Source organism: Natrialba swarupiae, from assembly GCF_008245225.1.
GTDB classification, from domain to species: domain Archaea; phylum Halobacteriota; class Halobacteria; order Halobacteriales; family Natrialbaceae; genus Natrarchaeobius; species Natrarchaeobius swarupiae.
In genome coordinates, this window is the sequence record NZ_VTAW01000003.1 from 244,422 (window position 1) to 265,484 (window position 21,063).

Annotated in this window: 16 protein-coding genes; 10 read left to right on the plus strand and 6 right to left on the minus strand. The window is 63.5% G+C overall.

From position 1 onward, the window contains the following. Positions 1-199 precede the first annotated feature (199 nt). Together FYC77_RS04630 and FYC77_RS04635 are read left to right on the plus strand one after the other, a co-directional pair. The gene (locus FYC77_RS04630; protein WP_149080337.1) at positions 200-1,261 is read left to right on the plus strand and encodes an ABC transporter ATP-binding protein; all 1,062 of its coding nucleotides are present in this window, start codon (positions 200-202) and stop codon (positions 1,259-1,261) included. Further along, a complete protein-coding gene (locus FYC77_RS04635; protein ID WP_149080338.1) occupies positions 1,258-2,427 on the plus strand; it encodes an ABC transporter ATP-binding protein in 1,170 nt (389 codons plus the stop codon). Before FYC77_RS04630 ends, FYC77_RS04635 begins: the two co-directional genes overlap by 4 nt. Positions 2,428-2,496: 69 nt before the next feature. Here FYC77_RS04635 and FYC77_RS04640 read toward each other — a convergent pair whose 3' ends face one another. Continuing rightward, positions 2,497-2,718 (minus strand): hypothetical protein, encoded by a 222-nt coding sequence (locus FYC77_RS04640; protein WP_149080339.1) that lies wholly within the window; start codon positions 2,716-2,718, stop codon positions 2,497-2,499. Between the two features lie 116 nt (positions 2,719-2,834). Here FYC77_RS04640 and FYC77_RS04645 point away from each other — a divergent pair, with 116 nt between their 5' ends. After that, complete coding sequence (locus tag FYC77_RS04645; protein WP_149080340.1) at positions 2,835-3,101, plus strand: hypothetical protein; 267 nt, start codon at positions 2,835-2,837, stop codon at positions 3,099-3,101. Positions 3,102-3,269: 168 nt separating this feature from the next. On the opposite strand, the gene FYC77_RS04650 is transcribed toward FYC77_RS04645, so the two are convergent. Then, entirely contained in the window at positions 3,270-5,345 is a 2,076-nt protein-coding gene (locus FYC77_RS04650; protein ID WP_149080341.1) for an alpha-glucuronidase family glycosyl hydrolase, read from the minus strand. A 92-nt stretch (positions 5,346-5,437) separates the two neighbouring features. Between FYC77_RS04650 and FYC77_RS04655 the strand changes: the two genes are divergently transcribed. After that, positions 5,438-6,883 (plus strand): endo-1,4-beta-xylanase, encoded by a 1,446-nt coding sequence (locus FYC77_RS04655; RefSeq protein WP_149080342.1) that lies wholly within the window; start codon positions 5,438-5,440, stop codon positions 6,881-6,883. Between the two features lie 27 nt (positions 6,884-6,910). On the opposite strand, the gene FYC77_RS04660 is transcribed toward FYC77_RS04655, so the two are convergent. Then, the gene (locus FYC77_RS04660; protein ID WP_149080343.1) at positions 6,911-7,885 is read right to left on the minus strand and encodes an endo-1,4-beta-xylanase; all 975 of its coding nucleotides are present in this window, start codon (positions 7,883-7,885) and stop codon (positions 6,911-6,913) included. 148 nt (positions 7,886-8,033) lie between these two features. Here FYC77_RS04660 and FYC77_RS04665 point away from each other — a divergent pair, with 148 nt between their 5' ends. The 3 genes from FYC77_RS04665 (at position 8,034) to FYC77_RS04675 (ending at position 9,858) form a co-directional block, all read left to right on the plus strand. After that, positions 8,034-8,273, plus strand: coding sequence for a hypothetical protein (locus FYC77_RS04665; RefSeq protein WP_149080344.1), 240 nt, complete (start codon positions 8,034-8,036; stop codon positions 8,271-8,273). Positions 8,274-8,351: 78 nt separating this feature from the next. Beyond that, entirely contained in the window at positions 8,352-8,717 is a 366-nt protein-coding gene (locus FYC77_RS04670; protein WP_149080345.1) for a hypothetical protein, read from the plus strand. A gap of 82 nt (positions 8,718-8,799) precedes the next feature. Continuing rightward, a complete protein-coding gene (locus FYC77_RS04675) occupies positions 8,800-9,858 on the plus strand; it encodes a mannonate dehydratase (protein ID WP_149080346.1) in 1,059 nt (352 codons plus the stop codon). A 102-nt stretch (positions 9,859-9,960) separates the two neighbouring features. Here FYC77_RS04675 and FYC77_RS04680 read toward each other — a convergent pair whose 3' ends face one another. Beyond that, on the minus strand, positions 9,961-11,043 hold the full coding sequence (locus FYC77_RS04680; RefSeq protein ID WP_149080347.1) for an LLM class flavin-dependent oxidoreductase: 1,083 nt from the start codon (positions 11,041-11,043) through the stop codon (positions 9,961-9,963). A 224-nt stretch (positions 11,044-11,267) separates the two neighbouring features. On the opposite strand from FYC77_RS04680, the gene uxaC reads away from it, so the two are divergent. After that, entirely contained in the window at positions 11,268-12,632 is a 1,365-nt protein-coding gene (uxaC, locus tag FYC77_RS04685) for a glucuronate isomerase (RefSeq protein ID WP_149080348.1), read from the plus strand. 46 nt (positions 12,633-12,678) lie between these two features. Here uxaC and FYC77_RS04690 read toward each other — a convergent pair whose 3' ends face one another. Next, complete coding sequence (locus FYC77_RS04690; RefSeq protein WP_149080356.1) at positions 12,679-14,925, minus strand: glycoside hydrolase family 3 N-terminal domain-containing protein; 2,247 nt, start codon at positions 14,923-14,925, stop codon at positions 12,679-12,681. 553 nt (positions 14,926-15,478) lie between these two features. Between FYC77_RS04690 and FYC77_RS20110 the strand changes: the two genes are divergently transcribed. Continuing rightward, complete coding sequence (locus FYC77_RS20110) at positions 15,479-17,530, plus strand: ABC transporter permease subunit (protein ID WP_162354472.1); 2,052 nt, start codon at positions 15,479-15,481, stop codon at positions 17,528-17,530. A gap of 270 nt (positions 17,531-17,800) precedes the next feature. On the opposite strand, the gene FYC77_RS04700 is transcribed toward FYC77_RS20110, so the two are convergent. Continuing rightward, positions 17,801-19,258, minus strand: coding sequence for a family 4 glycosyl hydrolase (locus FYC77_RS04700; protein WP_149080349.1), 1,458 nt, complete (start codon positions 19,256-19,258; stop codon positions 17,801-17,803). Positions 19,259-19,425: 167 nt separating this feature from the next. Between FYC77_RS04700 and FYC77_RS04705 the strand changes: the two genes are divergently transcribed. Then, entirely contained in the window at positions 19,426-20,946 is a 1,521-nt protein-coding gene (locus FYC77_RS04705) for a glycoside hydrolase family 43 protein (protein WP_149080350.1), read from the plus strand. Positions 20,947-21,063 lie beyond the last annotated feature (117 nt).

A 21,063-nucleotide genomic window follows, 5' to 3' on the forward strand; every position in this document is an offset into this window, starting at 1 on the left:
GGTACGTCTTGCTTTGACAGTCTGTCGTCGGGAACACGCCGGCCTCCAGTCGAGCCGGCAAACGCGACGGTCGACCGATGGAATGATATATATGATGCAAGCGCAAACGTGATATGCAATGTCATGTGGCTTTGGTGCGTGGAATCCGAACGCCAACGGCTCCGGCGGACCGAACGAGTTGGGGGGATGGTGAACGAAGATGGCAAATAACGTCGTAAATACACGCGAGTCGACCAGCCGATCCGCGAACGATCCGATCCTTACGGTCCGAAACGCCAGCGTCCGGTTCGAAATGGATAAGGGCGTCTCGAAGGTCCTGAACGACGTCACGATCGACATCGAGCGCGGCGAGACGCTCGGCGTCGTCGGCGAGAGCGGCAGCGGAAAGTCGATGTTCGCCGACGCTCTCCTCGACGCCGTCGTCGATCCCGGTATTCTGACCGGCGAAATCACGTACTACCCCAAAGAGGGCGACCCGATCAACGTCCTCGACCTCGAGCCGTGGGAGCTTCGCGAGGTCCGCTGGGAGCACATCTCGATGGTGTTCCAGGGTGCAATGAGCGCGTTCAACCCGACGATGACGATCGGGGAACACTTCGAGGAGACCCTCGACGCACACAACTGGGACAAAGTGGAGGGGCTCGAGCGTGCCAAACAGCTGTTCTCCGATCTCCACCTCGACCCCGAGCGGATGCTCTCGTCGTTTCCCCACGAACTGAGCGGCGGACAGAAACAGCGCGCGCTGATCGCGTTGAGCCTGATTCTCGAGCCGGAGGTGCTCGTGATGGACGAGCCGACCGCGGCGCTCGATCTGTTGATGCAACGGTCGATCCTCAACCTGCTGTACGACATCCGGGACAAGTACGACCTCACGCTCGTGTTCATCAGCCACGACCTGCCGATCGTCTCCGGATTCGCCGACCGCCTCGCGGTTCTCTACGCCTTCGAGTTCGTCGAAGTCGGGGAAGCGAACGAGATCCTCGGCGACGCATCACACCCATACACGCGTGCACTGTTGAAGTCGACCCCGAATCTCGAGATCTCACTCGAGGAGATGCGGCCGATCGAGGGCGAGAGTCCCGACCCGGTCAGCCACCCGAGGGGGTGTTCGTATCACCCTCGCTGTCCGCTCGGCGACGATCGCTGTACGGTGGACGACCCCGAGTTCAGCGAGGTCAGTGCCAGCCACGAAGTCCGCTGTCACTACTGGGAGCGGGCGGACGAAGCGGTCCCGCTCGCGTTCGGAGGTGACGATCGATGACGTCCCGTGACGAGCCGGTGATCTCGATTCGCGACCTCGAGGTGCACTTCGAGGACAACTCGATGACGAGTTCGATGGCACCGTCGTGGCTCGGCGACCGTCTCGGGTTGACCGAAGATCCGCCCGTCCGGGCCGTCGACGACGTCGACCTCGACCTCGGCGAGAACGACGTGCTCGCACTGGTCGGCGAGAGCGGCTGCGGGAAGACCACGCTCGGGAAGACGATGGTCGGCCTCACCCGCCCGACAGGTGGCTCGGTAGAATATCGCGGCCACGACATCTGGGAGGTACGCGAGGGAGAGGACGACGACATCACGTTCGAGGAGATCCGCCGATCCCTCCAGATCATCCATCAGGACCCCGGCTCCGCGCTCAACCCCTACCGGACGGTCCTCGAGAACCTGGCAGTGCCGCTGAAACGGTGGCATCCCCACCTCGATTACGCCCAGCGCCGAGCACGCATCCTCAAGATGCTAAAGCGGACGGGGATCAGCCCGCCGGAGGATTACTCCCAGCGGTACGTCCACCAGCTCTCCGGGGGCGAACAACAGCGGGTCGCGCTCATCCGCGCGTTGCTCGTCGAACCCGAGGTCATCCTCGCCGACGAGGCGGTCAGTGCCCTCGACGTCTCGCTTCGAATCGGCGTGATGGATCTCTTCCTCGAGATGCAGGAGCTGTTCGACACCTCCTTCGTGTTCATCAGCCACGACCTCGCGAACGCCCGCTACCTGGCCGGAAAATCTGGCGGGAAGATCGCCGTCATGTACCTCGGCGAGGTCGTCGAGATCGGCACGGCAGACGAGATCATCAACGACCCACAACATCCCTACACCAAGGTGTTACAGTGGGCGACGCCGAAACTCGACCCCGAGCAGGCTGCCCAGGCGATGCGCGAGTCGCCGCCGGTGCGAAAGATCGACATTCCCGATGCGACCAACCCGCCGTCTGGCTGTCGGTTCCACACCCGCTGTCCGGAGGCACGAGAGGCCTGCCGGGCCCAGTCGCCCGACCTCTACGAGAGCGACGGCGAGGAGTACCACCGCACGAAGTGTTTCCGCGAGGTCGACGACCACGAGTACTGGCACAGCGAGGAGGTCACGGACGAAGAGACCTACGGGGGGACATCCCCCGAAGAACCGCCGAACGCCGACGAAGCCTCTTCCTGATCGGTCAGCACACGGCCGCTCTTCTGAACTCGAGTGCCACACCGTTCTCCCGGCGAGGACGCCGGTCCGTCAGAACGGTTGCCACCCGGAGAACATCGCGAGAAGCGTTCCGATCAGCGTAATCGAGAGCACGATCAGGCTCACCTGGCCGATCACGTACGACGGCGTCCCCTGCTCGAGGTGAAGAAACGACCAGCCGAGCAACAACAGGAGGACGACCGACATGGTAAACAGCCCGATCCAGATCTGGTGACTGAAACTTGACGGCCGAGACGACGGACGGTTCGGCATCGGTACGCGTGGGTAGCGTTCCGGTACGGATAAACGTACGGGCGACGCGCCCACCGTCGATCGCCGTTTGGGAGGAGACCGCATGATTGATATGCCGAGCGATCCACAGACAGCATATGATCGATACGTACATGGACCGACTCGAGCATCCGTACCTGTTCACGCTCGTTCCCGTCGCCGGTCTCTTGTTCGTCCTCGGGGTGATCGTCGACCTGACCGGGGTCGCCGGGCCACGCTACACCGACTTCGTCGCGGGCTTTCTGGGGCTGTACGCGGTCGTCGCGCTGATTATTTGTGCCCTCGGATACGCCGCGCTGTACTCGATTTCGTTTACGACCGAAGCGCTTCGTCAGTGGCGAATCGATCGCTCTGAACTGGATTGAGACGGATCGCTGTACGTCAGCACCGCCACACCCGGGACCCGTTCTCCGTCTCCGGCCGTATACGGGGACAGCAATCCGTATGAGACGACCACCGATTTCGACTCCACCGATCCGCCCCGATCGCCGCCGGTGGCGCGGAGACGAGACGTCCGCCAGAAGGACTTCCCGTTACCCCGCCGGAACCCGACCGTGTTCGTCGGGAATCTCCGATTTCTCGTAGAAGTACTCACAGAGCGTATCCCGCCAGCGTTTCGCCTGGAGCGCGTGTTCGTCGAAGCGTTCGGCGACGTGACGGTGACGCCGCTCGTCGACCTGCCCCTCGAGTGCGAGCCAGCGCTCGCGAAGCTCGTCGACGGCCGCGGCGCCCGCGTACAGGTCGTCGTAGAGTCGCTGGATCACCGTCGTTCCGTCCTCGAGTTCGTACTCCCAGGGGAGATGATGGAAAAACAGCAGCAACTCCTCGGGACAGGTCTCGGGGTCGTCGTAGAAGTCGGTCAACGGCTCGCGATACTGGGCGGCGTAGCCGCTTCCGTCGGTGGTTCGGTCGACGCCGATCCCGTCGGCGGTCGCTCCGTGGTACTCCGGCCACTCCCAGGGGGCGGGGTCGTAGTGGTTCTCGAGGGTTTTCTCGCCGTTGTACATCATGTGCATCAGGCCGATGCCGCCGGTGTGGTAGTCGATACAGGCCTGCCAGGAGTCGAGCAGGATTTCGCTGACCGCGTCGACGACGGCCTCGTCGTGGCCGAACGTCTGGCGGACCCACTCGTCGGTGATTTCTTCAGTACTGAGGTCGGGGTTCCAGCAGAGTCGGCCGAAGCCATAGAGGTTCGACTGGAGGAGGTAGTTGCCGGTCCAGTTGGGATCTTCGCCGACGATGCCGACGCCGGCGATCCCCTGGCCATCGCGTTCGGTCAGTACGTCCTTGACGGGCGTCCCCTCACCGTCGGCGTGGGTGTCGAACCCCAGTACTTCTTTCCACATCGGGACGTGGGAGGTGGGGTGGACGCCCTGGCCGGTGTACTCGCCGGTGATCTGGAGTTCACAGCCGAGGTCGGTTTCGGGCATCGCGCCGAACAGCGTCGAGACGGGCTCGCGCTGCTGAAAGTCGATGGGGCCGTTTTTGATCTGGACGGTGACCTTCTCGTGGAACTCGCCGTCGAGATGGGCGAACGCTTCGTAGGCCTGGACGGCGCGATCGTCGTGCTCGGAGTAGACGAACGCACGCCACCAGACGCGGCCGTCGTGGCCCTCGAAGGCTTCGCCGAGGACGTTCGCGCCTTCGGCGTGAGAGCGATCGTAGTCGTAGGGGCCGGGCTGGCCCTCGGAGTCGGCCTTGACGAGAAAGCCGCCGAAGTCGGGGACGATCTCGTAGATCTCGTCGACCTTGTCCTGCCACCACTGCTGGACCTCGGGGTCGTGTGGGTCGGCGGTGTCGAGGCCGCCCAGCCGGATCGGCGCGGCGTAGTTGATCGAGAGGTACGTTCGAATGCCGTACCGGCGAAAGACCGATGCGAGCGCCTCGAGTTTCTCGAGGTTCTCCCGTTTCAGAAGTTGCCAGCCGGCGCGTTCGGCGACGGCGTCGTTGGCGGTCGAGCGCGGGGGGATGCCGGTGTTGACGTTGTTCGGGACGATGCCGTCGATGCCGACGGAGGCGAGCAGGCGGGCGTAGTCGAAATAGCGCTCCCGCAGGTCGGGTAGACGCTCCCAGTCGAAGATCGACTGACCCGCGTAGCCGCGCTCGACCGATCGACGGAACGGGTTGTCCCAGTGGTTCACGATACGATTCGCGTTCGCGGGCTCTTCGCACACGTCGAGGTCGTCGATCGGTTCGCCCGTCGCGACGAGCCGGAGTAGATGGAAGGTCCCGTACACCAGCCCGCGGTCGCTCGAGGCCGTAAGCACCGTACACTCCTGGCCTTCCCACTCGACGGTCCGGAGCAGGAAGCCGCCGTCGGCGAGATCCCACGCCTCCTCGGGGTCGATCGTCTCGCTGATCGGTCGCATCTCCTCGGGGTGGCCGATCACCAGAAACGAGTCGACCGACCGCGGGGGGTGTTGCCAGAGGTGGGGTTCGCGACCGAGCATCCCCTCGAGCCCTCGGCGAAGTTCGGCCCGAACGGCGCCGAGTTCGGGCGCGCCCTCGGAGACGTAGGCGTGGGAGAGCCGTTCCCGGTAGGCCGCACGCAACGTCTCCTCGACCCGGTCGTACCGGAGCCAACAGTCGTCGTATGTCGTCTCGACCATTCGTACGGGGACGTGTGTGAGCAGGGGTAAAAGCGTTCCCGGTCGTCGAATCGCCGAAAAACGTTAAGCCGATTCGCTCGAGACGTGTTCGCATGTCGGAGGATGATCCCGGGAGCGGTGACCGCCCGGAGCGCTCGAGACGTGTTCGTCGACGACCGCTGTTGTACTCGATCGGTGCCATGGGTGCCGTCGCCGGCTGTGCCGGCCTCGAGGGAGAGGGCGGGGAAAACGACAGTTCCGGCGACGAGACCGACGCGGGCGACGACGACGCGAGTGAGTCCGTAGACGGTGCGAACTGGGAACCCGCGGCCGACGAACGGATCCGAGACCACCGGACCGCGCAACTCGAGGTGCGGGTGGTCGACGGCGACGGCGACCCGGTCGACGGCGCGGAAGTCGCAGTCGAGATGCGCGAACACGAGTTCGGTTTCGGCACCGCGGTGAACGCGACGACGCTTCTCGAGGAGACCGAGGAGGGCGACGAGTACCGCGAGTATATCCCGGAGTTGTTCAACAAGGCCGTCCTCGAGAACGGCCACAAGTGGCGCTTCTGGGAGGACGAACGAGAACTCGCGGACGGGGCGACGGAGTGGCTCTTAGAACAGGGGTTGCGGATGCGCGGACACGCCTGCCTGTGGGCGAACGTCGACGGCTGGGCGGTCCCGCCGGACGTCGTCGAGGCGATGGGAATCGAGTGGGAAGAAGGCGGTGTGACCGATCCCGACGAGGATCCCGAACACGTCCGCGAGCGGACGTTCGACCACCTCGAGACGATCGTCGAACACTACGGCGACGAGATGGCGGAGTGGGACGTGGTCAACGAGGCGATTCACGAACCCGAACTCGCCACCACGATCGACGGCAACGACGTCGACCCGGTCGAGGCGCCGGTTCTGGCGGAGTGGTACCACGAGGCTGCCGACACCGGCGTCGGCGTCGACGTCAACGACTACAACGTCCTCGCCGGCCCGCACAACGCCACGAGGAGCCGCTATCGCGATCAAATCGAGTTCCTCCTCGAGGAGGGCGTCGAGATCGACGGTATCGGGATGCAGTGTCACTTCAGCGGCGGGGAGACGCTCGAGCCCGACGAAATCATGGCGGGATTGGATTCGTACGCCGACTACGGTGCCGACCTTCGCATTACGGAGTACGACACCGACGGAGCCACCTGGGACGACGAGGAGAAAGGCGAGTACCTCTATACGTTCCTGAAGACCGTCTTCAGCCATCCGGCGACGACGGACTTTCTGATGTGGGGCTTTTGGGACGGCAGGCATTGGCACGACGAGGCACCGCTGTTCGACGACGACTGGGAGCCCAAACCCGCTTACGACGCCTACACCGAACTCGTCTTCGAGCAGTGGTGGACCGACGAGCGTGGCGAAACCGACGACGGCGTCTACGAGACTCGCGGGTTCAAAGGGATGTACGAGATCACCGCGGCGCTCGGGGAGGCCACGGCGACGGCCGACGCGACGCTCTCCGACGGCGGCGACACCGTCGACCTCGAACTCGAGGCGGACGAAAACGAATAGCGCGGTCGCCCCACAGCACTTGCGTTACTAATCCTGCAGAGCGTCTTTGACGGCGTGATACGCCGGCTTCGGCTCGTAGCGGTCGTCGAACAGGAGCGGATCACCGGTGTATCGCTCGCCGAAGTCCTTGAAACCCCGAAGCCAGCTGGTTCCGTCGCCGACGCCCCACGTGACGATCGTCTCACAGCCCGCCTCGAGACAGGCCTCGACGACCTCGCTGTAGTACTCCGCCTGGGCCTCGAGGGGATCTTCCGGCTCCTCGCCCTGGTGAAAGGCGACATCCATCTCGGTGATCTGAACCTCGAGACCGAGATCGTTGAATCGCCGAACGTTTTCGGCGATCGAATCGGGGTCGGGCCAGTCGCCTAACGCGTGTAACTGGAGCCCGACGCCGTCTACCGGCACGTCGCGTTCGAGGAGTCGCTCGAGGAGGTCGTAGATCGCGTCCGACTTCTCGTTTACCTCGTCTGCGCCGTAATCGTTGTAGTAGAGGTCGACGTTCGGGTCGACCTCACGGGCCCACCGGAACGCGTCCGCGAGGTACTCCTCGCCGAGCGCGTCGTACCACACCGTTTTGCGCATCGAGCCGTCGTCCGCGACGGCCTCGTTGACGACGTCCCAGGCGTCGATCCGTCCGTGATAGCGCCCGACGACGGTGTGAATGTGATCGCGCAGGAACGCTCGAAGCTGGTCGGGGGTGTACTCCCAGGCCTGGAACCAGTCGGGTTTCTGGTTGTGCCAGACGAGGGTGTGTCCGCGGACGGTTGCGTCGTGGTTCTCTCCGAACTCGACGACCGCGTCGGCGTCCCGGAAGTCGTACGCGTATCGTGACGGGCGAAGCGGCCCCATTTTCAGCGCGTTCTCGGGCGTGAGGACGTTGAACTCGCTCGAGGCGGTCTTCCAGTAGCTCGGGTCGCGACGAAGCGTATCGGGGTCGATCGCCGCACCCAGAGAGACCCCTCGTTCGTCGGCAACGTCTCGTAGCGTTAGCTCGTTCGACATCGTCCGATTAGACGAGCGCCAGCAAATAAATCCCACGGCCACGGCGACCTCCGAACGACCCGCGGCCACAGGGGAACCAGGTGCCATCTCCCGTTGGCAAGGGGGCCGCGCCGCAAGGGTTGTATGCCAGCTTGCACAACGTAGCTGCATGACCTCGACGGAACGACAACGCCGGTTTGCCCGCCGGGCGATGTGGGCATCCGTCCTGCTCGGAATCCTCGGCTTCTGGTTCTTTGCCGTTCGCGGGGAGCCGATCATGGGACTCGTCCTCGGTGCGCTGTTGGGAGGTGGCGGCTACTGGGAGTACAAACGCCGAATCCGGGATCTGGACGTTGCGGAGGGGGACCCCTCGAGAGACCCGTTCGAGGAGCGAGAACGGCGACGGTGATCCGCGGGCGGGCGAATGCCTGGGGCGGACCGTTCGTGAAGCCAACTATATCCGTCTGGACCACGTAATTCTCGTCCGATGACAGAACCGATCCGGTACGGGGCCGACGTGGACGACGGGACCCTCGTTCTCGTCGGCGAGCAGGAGCGACTCGAGGTCGGCTCGATGGAGACGATCGTCGACCTGTTCGGCGGCGAGACGTACACGATCGAGTACGAACCGCGACAGAGCGCCGTCGCCTGGCTCGACACCGACGAGGACGACACGGTCACGTTCGACGTCCGCGAATCGCTCCTGGAGTGGGCCTACACCGAGGAGTTCGTCGCCAGCGTCAGGGACAGCCCGCTCGAGGCGACCGACGAGGACGGCAATCCGATCAGAACGTCCGTGTTCGTCGATCTGGTGACGGCGATCTGGGACTCGAAAGGGAATCTCGAGTCCTGATCGGCCGGAGTACCTCGGGAGTCGAACACCGACGTACGGGCGACCACATCACTTAACCCGGCCGACTCGGTATCTACGGTCGATGAGTTCGGACAGTGACGTGGAGGGATCGGTGAGTCGATTCGAGGAGTTACCGATGCGGGTCGGCCTCGGACAGTTCATGGATCCGACCGAGAAACGGCTGCGATACGTCAAACAGCTCGGGGTCGACGATATCCTGCTGAACATGTACCAGTACGATCCCGACTACGAGCACATGCCCGACGACGAGCGGATGCCCCTCGAGGGCGACGACGAGTGGTCGGTGGAGAACCTGATCGCGTTACGCGAACGCGTCGAGGACGCCGGAATCCGGCTCAACGCTATCGAGAACGTCCCCATCTCGTTTTACGAGGACGTCATGCTCGGCGGGCCAGAACGCGACGAACAACTCGAGAAACTGAAACGGACGATCCGGAACATCGGCGAGGCGGGGATTCCCATCTTCGGTTACCACTGGGCACCGGCCGGCGTCTGGCGAACCGGATCGACGTCGGTTCGCGGTGGTGCCTTCGTCTCCGCGTTCGACGCCGGCGAACTCGACTCGACGCTCACCCACGACCGCGAGTACACCGAGGCGGAACTCTGGGAGAACTACGAGTACTTCCTCGAGGCGGTGCTCCCGGTCGCCGAGGAGGCCGGTGTCGACCTCTGTCTTCACCCCAGCGATCCGCCGATGGAGCGGCTCGGTGGCGTCCCACAGCTGTTTCGAAACTTCGAGAACTTCAAGCGGGCGATGGATCTCGTCCCGAGTGACAATCACAAACTCGACCTCTGTCTGGGCTGTTGGTCCCAGATGGGCGAGGACCTCCCCGAGGTGATCCGGTACTTCGGCGAGCGCGACGAGATCGGCTACGTCCACTTCCGGGACGTCGAGGGGACAGTGCCGGCGTTTCACGAGACGTTCGTCGACGAGGGCAACTACGACGAGTACGAACTGCTCTCCACACTCGATTCGGTCGGCTTCGACGGCATGATGATCCCCGATCACACGCCTCACCTCGAGGACGACACCGACTGGGAACACCGCGGTCGGGCGTACACCGTCGGCTACCTCCGTGGAATGCTCCGTGCCCGTCGCGCCGAGACGCGCGGCGAGTGACGGGTGGTTGCAGACCGGTGTCTCTGAACCGGTTCGACGGCGGCTGGTCGTTCGTGCTCGAGTGTGTGGGAATCGTGAACCGACTTCGCCGGGCCGATCGGTTTATTCCCCCTGAAAGTGCGGAATAATGGTTTCTTCGTAGTGTGAGATGGTTTCCTCGAAGTCGCCGACGGGGATGAGGATCAGGGTGTCGACGCCGGCGTCAGTGAACGCCTCGATCCGTTCGATCGCCCGCTCGGGGTCGCCGGAGACGCATACCTCGTCGACGGCCTCGTCGGGAATGCGTTCGGCCGCCGAGAGCAACTGTCGTTCCTGTTTGTCGTCGAATGCCATCTCCCACATGATCGGCGTCTCCTCGGCGATCTCCCCGTAGCCCATCTCGGCGAGCAACGGCGGGCGAAGGGCCAGACTCGTCCGATTGCGTTCGATTGCGAGTTCGCGGGCTTCGTCCGCGTCCTCGGTGACGGTCGTCGGAACCATCACCGCACGATCGAGCGAGTCCGGATCCCGACCACGATCCTCGGCGACGGAGAGGACCCGCTCGAGGTCCGCCTCGTACTGATCCGGCGAGTAGATCCACGGGATCCAGCCGTCGGCGAACGCACCGGCGAACCCGCGCATGCTTCGACCGTAGCCGCCGACCCACAGCGGCGGGCGGGGTTTTTGAGCCGGCTTCAGTCCCATGTGGGCGTTCTCGAGACTGAAGTGATCGCCGTCGAAGGAAAACGGCGACTCCGCCTCGGATGTCCAGAGGCCGTCGACGATCTTGACGGCCTCGACGAACCGGGTGAACGGATCGTCCCAGTCGATGTCCTCGATCGGGACGAAGTTGAACGCCTCGCCCGCGCCGATGCCCAGTCCTGCACGGCCGCCGCTCATTCGGTCGAGCGTCGCGATCGCGTGGGCCAGTTCGGTAGGGTGGCGTCGAACCGAGTCGGTGACACCGGGCATCAACGTCGCGTTCTCGGTTCGCTGTGCGATCGCCCCCAGGACGGTAAACCCCTCCCAGGGTGGATCGACGAGAAACTCCTCGGATCCCGTCGGGTGAAACAGGTGGTCGGGAACGGTGAGCAGATCGAAGCCGGCGGTCTCCGCCTGGACGGCCTGTTCGATCGTCCGCTCGACGTCGCCGTACGTGACCACCTGACACCCGAACGTCAGGTCGGTCGAATCGGATTCGGTCATCGGTTCGTATATAGGAAAACCAAACTAAATAGTTGATCGTTTCGACACCCCCAGACGGCCCCGGAGAACGGGTCGACGCGGCCCGTATCGATCTCGAGGCGTGGTCGAGATCCGCGACTGTCTCGAGGCCGAGATTCGCGACCGCCTCGAGGACGAACGACTCGTGGCGTCCACCCCCGGGTGTATCCGTAGTTTTATGCTCGTCTCGCTGAAGACACCTGTATATGGGATTTCTCGACGACGGCTACCTGCTCGAGACGGACGCCGCACGGACGCTGTACGAGGCGATCGCGGATCGGCCGATCGTCGATCCACACACCCACGCGGACGTCGCCGAGATCGTCGAAAACGACGGGTGGAGTGACATCTGGGAGGCCGAGGCGTCGACGGATCACTACGTCTGGGCGCTGATGCGCAATCGCGGAATCGACGAGGAGTTGATCACCGGCGACGCGTCGAACCGGGAGAAGTGGAACGCACTCGCCGAGGCGTTCCCGACGTTCGCCGGCAACCCGACCTACGAGTGGGTCCACCTCGATCTGAAACGGCGGTTCGGGATCGAGACGCCGATCTCGGCGGAGACGGCCGACGAGATATGGGTCGAGACGAGCGCACAGCTGTCGGATCCGGAGATGCGACCACAACCCCTGCTTCGCGAGATGGGCGTCGAGGTCGTCGCCAGCACCGACGACCCCACGTCCTCCCTCGAGTACCACGAGCGCGCCGTCGACGAGGTCTCCGGCGTCGACGTCGTCCCGACGTGGCGGGCTGACCGCGCGCTGACAGTCGACTGCGCGGCGTTCGGCGATTTCGTCGCGGACCTCGAGGATGCGACCGGGATCGAAACCGACGGATTCGCCGGCTTTCTCGAGGCGCTGTCGGCGAGTCACGACTACTTCGCGAAACGGGGCTGTCGAGCGAGCGACGTAAGCGTCCGCCAACCGGTTTCCCGCCCGGTCGACGAATCACGAGCCCGTGCGGTCTACGAGAGAGCGCTCGCGGGCGGATCGGTCACTGACCGCGACATCGAGGACTTCCAGGCGTTTCTCCTCGAGTACGTCGGCGAGCTAAACGCCGAGAAAGGGTGGGTCACCCAGCTTCATATCGGCCCGGTTCGAAACTACCGTTCGACGCTGTACGAGCGGATAGGGCCAGCGGCGGGCGGCGACGTGTCGACGGGCGAGGTCGAACTCACGGATTCGCTCGGGTACCTGCTCAACCGGCTCGACGGCGAGACCGAGGTCATCCTCTACGCGCTCGATCCGACCCACTACCCGACGATGGCGACGATGGCGCGGGTGTTTCCGAACGTCTCCATCGGTCCCGCCTGGTGGTTCAACGACAGCCCGTTCGGGATGGAACGCCAACTCGAGTACGCGGGAACCGTCGAACTCCTCTACGAACACGCCGGGATGGTCAGCGACTCGCGAAAGCTACTGTCGTACGGCTCGCGCTTCGAGATGTTCCGACGCTCGCTTGCGAACGTCGTCGGTCGACAGGTCGAGCGCGGTCAGATGCCGATGGACGTCGCTCACGACGTCGTTTCCCACCTCGCGTACGATCGGCCGAAGGAACTGTACGGCTTCTGACCGGATACCGGCGAGTATCTGATCGAAAGTCGACGAGCCGCCTCGATTACTCCGCTTCGGGCTCGACGTCCGTCTCGGTGAAGTACGTCCGGGCGGTCTTCGGAACGCGTTTGGTTCCCGTCACCTCGAGTTCCGCCGTTGCGACGACGTCAGTCGACGACCGACCGATCTGGACCTCGTAGGGGCCTTCCTCGACGGTGAGGGTCATCTCGAGGTCGTGGTAGGCGAGCTGGGTCGCCGACAGCTCGAAGCTGACGCGTTTGGACTCGCCGGGCTCGAGCGAGACGCGCTCGAATCCCCGAAGCTCCGTGACGGGGCGGGCCTGACTCGGGTTCGTCGCGCGGGTGTAGAGCTGGACGACCTCGTCGCCCGCTCGCTCGCCGACGTTGGTGACGGTGACGCTCGCGGTGACGGTTCCGAGCGGCGTGACACTCTCCGCGGAGAGCGAGAGGTCATCGTACTCGAACTCGGTGTAACTCAACCCGTGGCCGAAGGGATAGACGGGGTCGCTGTCTGTGTAGACGTAGGTCTTGTTCGCGGTGTTTTCCTTGCGATTGTAGTAGACCGGAAGCTGGCCGACCGATTTCGGGAGGGAGACGGGCAGTTTCCCACCGGGGTTGTACTCGCCGAAGAGGACGTCGGCAATGGCGGAGCCGCCCTCGTCGCCGGGTAGCCACGCGGCGAGGATCGCCGGCGCTTGTTCGGCGATCTCCGGAATCGCGTGTGGCTTGCCGCTGACGAGAACGACGACGACCGGGGTGTCGGTCTCGAGCAGTCGGTCGACGAGTTCCGACTGGACGCCAGGCAGGCCGAGATCGGTGACGTCACACCCCTCGCCGCTCGTTGGGACGCTCGGTCTCTCCGCCTTGTCGGCGTCGACGTCGGAGAAGTCGACTGCAGAACGGGCACCGACGAACGCGAGCGCCACGTCGGACTCCACAGCGGCGTCGGCCGCCGCATCGAGCCCGTCGGTCGAGGGGCCGGAGATCGTACATCCCTGCTCGTAGTTGACCGAGACGCCGTCGCGGGATTCGAGCGCTGCGAGCGGTGTAATCGCGTCCGACTCGTACTCCTCTTCGGGGTAGTGGGCGGCGTAGGCGTAGTCGCCCATCAGTTCCTTTCGATCGTCGGCTTTCGGGCCGATTACGGCGACGGAGTCGGCCTCGAGTGGCAGGAGGTCGTCGTCGTTTTTCAGCAGAGTCATCGACTCGCGGGCAGCGTCCCGTGCGACCGAACGCGCACCCTCGGTGTGGAAGGCGTCGGCAGCGGCGTCTTCGTCGACGGACCACTCGTCGAAGACGCCCTTGCGGAACTTCTCGCGGAGGACGCGTCGGACGGACTCGTCGAGTGTCTCCTCGGCGAGTTCGCCGGATTCGACGGCCTCGACCAGGTGTTCGCCGTAGTACTCCGTGTACGGCAACTCGACGTCGATACCCGCCTCGAGCGCCTGAACGGCCGCCTCGAGTTTGGTGTTCGCAGTGTTGTGTTCGGTCACCAGGTGACGGACGCTGTAGTAGTCGGAGACGACAGTGCCGTCGAAGCCGAACTCGCCCCTGAGGACGTCGGTGAGCAACCACTCCGAGCTCGCACACGGAACGCCGTCTATGTCGTGATAGGCGTTCATCACCGATTCGGCGTTCGCCTCGCTGATCGTCGCCTCGTACGGGAAGAGGTGGACTTCACGAAGCTCCCGCGGCCCGACGTTCAGCGACGAGCGGTTCTTCCCGCCGTCGGTCGCGCCGTGGCCGACGAAGTGTTTCAGCGTCGCCGTGATTCCGTCGTCCCGACCGTCGCCCTGAAGCCCCGAGACGTACGCACACGCCATTCTCGCGACCATATACGGGTCCTCACCGAACGTCTCTTCGACGCGACCCCACCGAAGGTCGCGAGCCACGTCGAGTACCGGCGAGAGTGCGTGTACCGTGCCGATCCCCTCGAGTTCTCCCCGGATCGTCCCGGTAACCGTCTCCAGCAGGTCTGGATTCCACGCACTCGCCATCCCGAGCATCTGCGGAAACGTCGTCGCTTCGGGCCCCATGTAGCCGCTGAGACACTCCTCGTGTGGAATCGCTGGAACGCCGAGTCGCGTCTCCTCGCGCAGGTACGACTGGAGTTCGTCCGTGACCCGTGCGGCCTCGGACGGCGAGAGCCCGCCTTCGCCGCCCAGTCTGGTGAAGTGGCCGATTCCCTCGCCGAGCCATTCCTCGACGGCGTCGTCGTCGATCTCGCCGTCCTCGAGCAGTCGGTCCGCGTTGACCGAGCCGAGCTGTGCGGCTTTCTCTTCGAGCGTCATCCGCTCGAGGAGGTCCTCGACTCGAGCCGAGACGGGTTCCGATGCATCCAGATAGTTGGGAGATGACAGTTCTGGCGTCACAGTCGGACCGAGGTATCCGACCGTCTTAGTATTTCTGACAGTGAGCGAGGTCGGACACGACGACCGCCCGGGTTGTTACGTGATTCTGTATAAGCCAATTAAAACGAGAATATGTTATGGGAGAACTAAGTTCTCTAATACAGAATTATGTTTTCCGGTGGGAATCGCCATTTGAGTCCTCGAGACCACCTTGGTACCAGAGCTTCCTCCAGCGTATTACAGCCATACGGGTGTAATTTGATCCGTAAGCCGCCTGGCGAAAACGCAGTTCTTCGGGGATGGGCATGTTTATCCTGAGTGGAAACGCTACTCCAATTATACAGAATCTCTTTCGCTATGTAAGAATATTCATCGTGAGTTGGTCACATGCTGCATTCGATGGGCGGCGGTTCGATCCGCGACTATCCAGTTCGACTACAGGTTGGAACAGTAATTTTATTAGGGCAGGGACGCAGTTCATCAGTATTAATCGATGACCAATTGGCTTATCAAGCGAGTCGGCCAAAGCGTGTTGACCGTACTCGTGGTCTTCCATCTGACGTTTGTACTGGTCCGGCTCATGCCCGGAAATCCGTTCGAGGCGATGTACGCCCAGATGTTGGCGGACAATCCGAACAATCCGGACGCTGCTCGGCGACTCGTCGAGTTACAGATAAACATCAACCCCGAGGCCCCGATGCACGTCCAGTACGTCGAGTACATGTCGGCGTTATTACAGGGCGATCTGGGCTACTCGCTCTCACAGAACGACACGGTCAATCAGATCCTCGCCGAAGCGATTCCGTGGACGATCTTTTACATGTCCATCGCGATGGCCATCACCTTCGTGACGAGTATCTGTATCGGCGCGATTATGGCCTACTACGAAGGATCGAAGTTCGATACGGCCATGACCGCCGTTGCGGTCATCGAAAGCTCGACGCCGTACTACGTCGCTGCACTGGTACTCCTGTTCGTCTTTTCCTACCAGCTCGGCTGGTTCCCGACCAGTTCGCGATATCCCGGCACCGCGGAGATCGGCCTCAATCCGGAGTTCGTCCTGGGGGCGTTACACCACGCCGCGTTACCGATCATCTCGTTGATCGTCACGGGTGCGGCCGCGTCGCTCGCGATGCGCGGAAACTCGATAAGCGTCCTCGGAGCGGATCACATACGCGTCGCTCGTCTCCGGGGGCTGCCGCCGACGCGGATCGCACTCCGGTACGTCATGCGAAACGCGTTGCTCCCGCTTTACACCGGACTCTTGCTCACCGTTGGCTTCATGTTCGGTGGGACGATCATCTTAGAGGAGATTTTCCAGTACCGTGGGATGGGGTGGTACATGTTCGAGGGTGTCGAGGCTCGTGACTACCCGCTCATGGTCGGTGGGTTTACGGTCATCTGTATCACTGTCGTTATCTCCATGTTCATCGCGGACCTCACGTACAGCCGCGTCGACCCGCGTGCGAAGACGGGCGGTGATGGGATGGAGGTGTACGGTAGTTCGACCGGCGTCCCGCTCAGAACGCAGCTCAAACGCACCTTCAAACGGTTCACGAACGGAAACGAGAAACGCGCCGACGGTGGGTCGACGACTCACGCCTTCTTCGGAGAGGAGGCCGCAAGCGACGTCAGTCGGAAGGATGCGTTGTATCGAAAGTTCGATCGCTCCATCTACGCGCCGGCAAAGATCGTGTTGAACGACTGGCGCGGTGCTGCGGGGATCATCATCATCCTCTCGTTCGTCGCCCTCGGGACGATCGGTCCGCGGTTCGTCCACAGCTCGACTGCGACGTTCGAGAGCTGGGAATCGCCCGGAACCCTCGCACACCCGCTCGGAACGACGGACACGGGTGTCGACCTTCTCTCGCTGATGGTCACTGGAACGACACCTGTCCTGATCATGATCACCGCGGGCGCGCTGGCGACGGTCATTCTCGGCGTCAGCGTCGGAGCGGTCGCCGGTTTCCGCGGGGGCGGCACCGACCGATTCCTGATGACGATCTGTGACACCGTCGTCTCGATCCCGGGGCTCCCCTTGGTCATCGTCATCGCTGCGATCGTCGAACCCCGCCACCCCGCGGTGGTCGGCCTCGTGCTCTCGGTTGCAGCCTGGGGTGGTCTCGGCCGGTCGATCCGTTCGGAAGTGCTGAAGGTCAGGAGTCAGGAGTACGTCGAAGCCGCCCGCGCGATGGGCGTCGGAACGGTTTCGACGATCCTGAAGGATATCCTCCCGAACATCTGGCCGTACGTCCTCATCAACCTCGCGAACCACGCCAGAAACATCATCTTCTCTTCGGTCGCCCTCTACTACCTGGGCTTCCTGCCGGTCAGTAGCCGGAACTGGGGTGTCGTCCTCAGAAACGCCGAGCAGGCGAACGCGTTGTTCACACTGAGTCAGGTCCACTACATCATGGCGCCGACGGTGTTCATCATCATGCTTTCGATGGGACTCATCCTCTTAGCCCAGTCGCTCGACCGGATCAGCAACCCGCGGATTCGTGCCCGCCACGCGAAATCCGTCGACAACGACGAACCGGTCTAGCGGTAATCGGATCACCGGCCTCTCTCCTCTCAATCTGTCTCGAACTGTCGAAGCAACGTCATCGGCAGGCGTACCGTCACAGCTGAAACGAGTTACACCCATCGCACAGTCCGGTTCTCACTCACGCCGTTTCTCACGGGTCACGTCTGTTCTCCGCCCCTCTGGTGTGATTCTCGCTCACGGTCGGAGGATCTTCATTCGCACTACTTGCCTTTCAATCCCGAATTCCCGCCGAATATATCCGGACAGAAATCGACCTGCGGCCGACGATCAGTCGACCGAACACGCCGACGACCCCGCGAGCACGGTCGACTCCTCGAGGTCCCACGACTCGAGGTACTCCCGTTGGATGTCGACGAGTTCGGCGAACAGCTCTCGAGCCGCCTCCGTCTGGAGAGTTCGCACCTGTTGATCGATGAGAAAGCCTTCGAACGCGGCGTCGAGGTCCCCGTCCGCCGAGGCCTCGATCACCGTTTCAATGGTCTCGACGTGGCCCCGGACGAGCGCCCGGACCGGACGCGGGAAGCCGCCGGCTGCGACCGGTTTCACCTCGCCGGCACGGACGACGGCGTTCGTCTCGACGATGGCGTCGTCCTGGAGGTCCGAAACCTGCCCGACGTTCGGAAGGTTGAGGTTGGTCACGTAGGAACCGTCACCGGCGAGGGTTTCGGCGATATCGACGAAGACCTCGTTCGACTCCGTCAGTTCGAACTCCCGATCGCCCGCCATCCAGGCGTCGACGTCGGTCGTCTGCTCTGACTCCGCGGGCGTCCAGTGTTTGGCGCGGTAGTCGCTTCCGGTTCGCTTGACGCCCCACCGGTTGAGCCCCTCCTTGCCGTCCTGGATGAACCAGGTCGCGTACTCGACGAGGTGGCGATCGCCCGCCGCAGGGAGGATCCCGAACTGGCGGAACAGCTCCCAGGTCACCTGCCAGTTGTCGACGAAGACGCTCTCGTCGGCGAGATCCGATGCGGTAAACTCCTGGTGACCCTCCTCGCCGTCACGAAGTTCCTCGAGCGTCGGCCAGAGGTCGACGCCCTTGCATCGAGCCTCGTCGACCCAGGTGAAGTGGTTGATCCCCTTGACGTTGACCGAGACGTCTTCACGCGTCGCGTCGGCCATTCCGAGGTGTTCACGGGCGTACCGTGCGAGGCGGTGGCGCGTCCCAAGCACCTCGTGACAGAGCCCGAGCGCGTTGATATCGGGATACTCGTCGTAGAGTGCCCGCGTCACGAAGTGGACGGGGTTGGTGTAGTTGAACACCCAGGCGTCGGGACAGCGTTCGGCGATTGCGGCCGCGAACTCGCGGTACAGCGGCACCGTCCGCATCGCGCGCATGATGCCGCCGGGGCCGATCGTCGCCGAGACTGCGCCGTAGATGCCGTATCGTCTGGGGACGTCCAAATCGTGGACGAACGTCTCCGCCGGATCGTACTGTGTCGACAGGACGACGATATCTGCGCCGGCGAGTGCCCCGGCGAGTGACTCCGCCGCCTCGTACGTCCAGTCGGCGACGGCACCCTCGCGGGACTGTACCCAGTTTCCAAAGCGGGCGTTGCGTTTCGCACTCTCCTCGTATTCGTCGTAGAGTCGAACCCGCCCGTCAAGCCCCGACTGGGCGAGATCCTGAATGAGGTTCGGTGCCCACTGCCGGCTGCCGCCGCCGACGTAGGCGACCGTGACGTCGTCCGGATCGATCGCTTCGCTCGAGGCAGTCGCGTGAACCATCGTCCACTTCTGTGAGACAGATCCGCATAAAACTCGTGGTTGGGGAGAACCGTACGACCGCCTTCCATCCCAAGCGGGACGCGACGGTCAGGTTTGGGGGGACTACTGTCGCGTTCGACGTTCGCGAGACCGTAGAACTATATCGTTCGGTTGAGTTACGCTCGATCATGGAGTACGAAAATCCTGTCATTCCGGGGTTTCATCCGGATCCGACGGTATGTCGCGTCGGCGAGGACTACTACCTGGCGACGAGTTCGTTCGAGTACGCGCCCGGCGTCCCGCTGTATCACAGCCGAAACCTCGTCGACTGGGAGCCGATCGGTCACTGTCTCACGCGCGAAGACCAGCTCGATCTCGAAGACGTCGCCCCTTCTAATGGGATCTACGCGCCGACGCTGCGGTATCACGACGGGACCTTCTACATGGTGACGACGAACGTCTCCGCGGGCGGGCACTTCTTCGTCACTGCGGACGATCCGCGCGGCGAGTGGTCGGAGCCGACGTGGGTCGACGCGCCGGGGATCGATCCGGACCTGTTCTGGGACGACGGGACAGTCTACTTTACGTACCGGAGCGGTCCAGACGGGATCGAGCAGGCGGATATCGACCTCGAGACCGGCGAGATCGGCGAGTCACGTCACCTCTGTCGGCGGCTGGTAGCCGACTACACGGAAGCGCCACATCTGTACGAGGTCGACGGAACCTATTACCTCCTGGTCGCGGAAGGCGGTACCCACACCCGCCACATGGTCTGTGCAGCCAGGGCGGACGATCCGACCGGGCCGTTCGACCCCTGTCCCGGCAACCCGATACTGAGCCACCGCTCCGTCAGCGGGGCGTACAACCCGATCCAGGCGACGGGTCACGGCGACCTCGTGGAGGCCCACGACGGCTCGTGGTGGCTCGTCTTCCTCGGCATCCGAAAACGCGGCGGTCACCCTGGCTGGCACCATCTCGGGCGCGAGACGTTCCTCGCACCGGTCGAGTGGATCGACGGTTGGCCGGTCGTCAACGGTGGCGACCCCATCGAAGAAACGATGTCCGTCACCGACACCGACCTCGAGCGCGACGACCGGGCCGAGTGGACGACACAGGAGCCGTTCGACGGCGACCGCCTCGGGCCGAAGTGGAACTATCGCTTCAGCGTCGGCGACGATCGGATCGTTCTCGAGGACGGTACGCTCGCACTTTCGGGCGGCCCGGCGACGCTCGACGACCGGGAGTCGACGTTCGTCGGTCGCCGCCAGCACCAGCTTGAGTGCCGCGTGGAGACCGAAACGAAATTCTCCCCCAAAGGTAAGGGGGAGGCCGGATTGACGGCGCTCTACGACGAATCTCACCACTACGAGCTCGGCGTCGTTCGCCGGGGCGAGGATCGGCGTGCGATCGTTCGAGCGACCGTTGGCGGCGTCAGCGACGTTCTCGCCGAAACCGCCGTACCGGAGGGACCAGTTACGCTCTCGATCGATGCGACCGCCGACGAGTACCGATTCGCCGTCGACCCGGTCGAGCGATCGGAACACGTACTCGCGACGATGCCGACGAAGTATCTCTCGACGGAGGTCGCGGGCGGGTTCACGGGTACCTACGTCGGCCTCTACGCTACCGGAAACGGTGAACCCGCCCCGAAACCGGCCACGTTCGACTCGTTTACGTACCGAGACGCTGACACTCGAGGGACGAACTGACTCGAGGGATGGTAACCACAATTCAGTATGGCAGAACAATCTGCTCTATTGAAAACGCCATACGGCACTGGAATTAGAGCGTTTCACTGAGGCTTTCGATGTTGTGAACAGCAAACA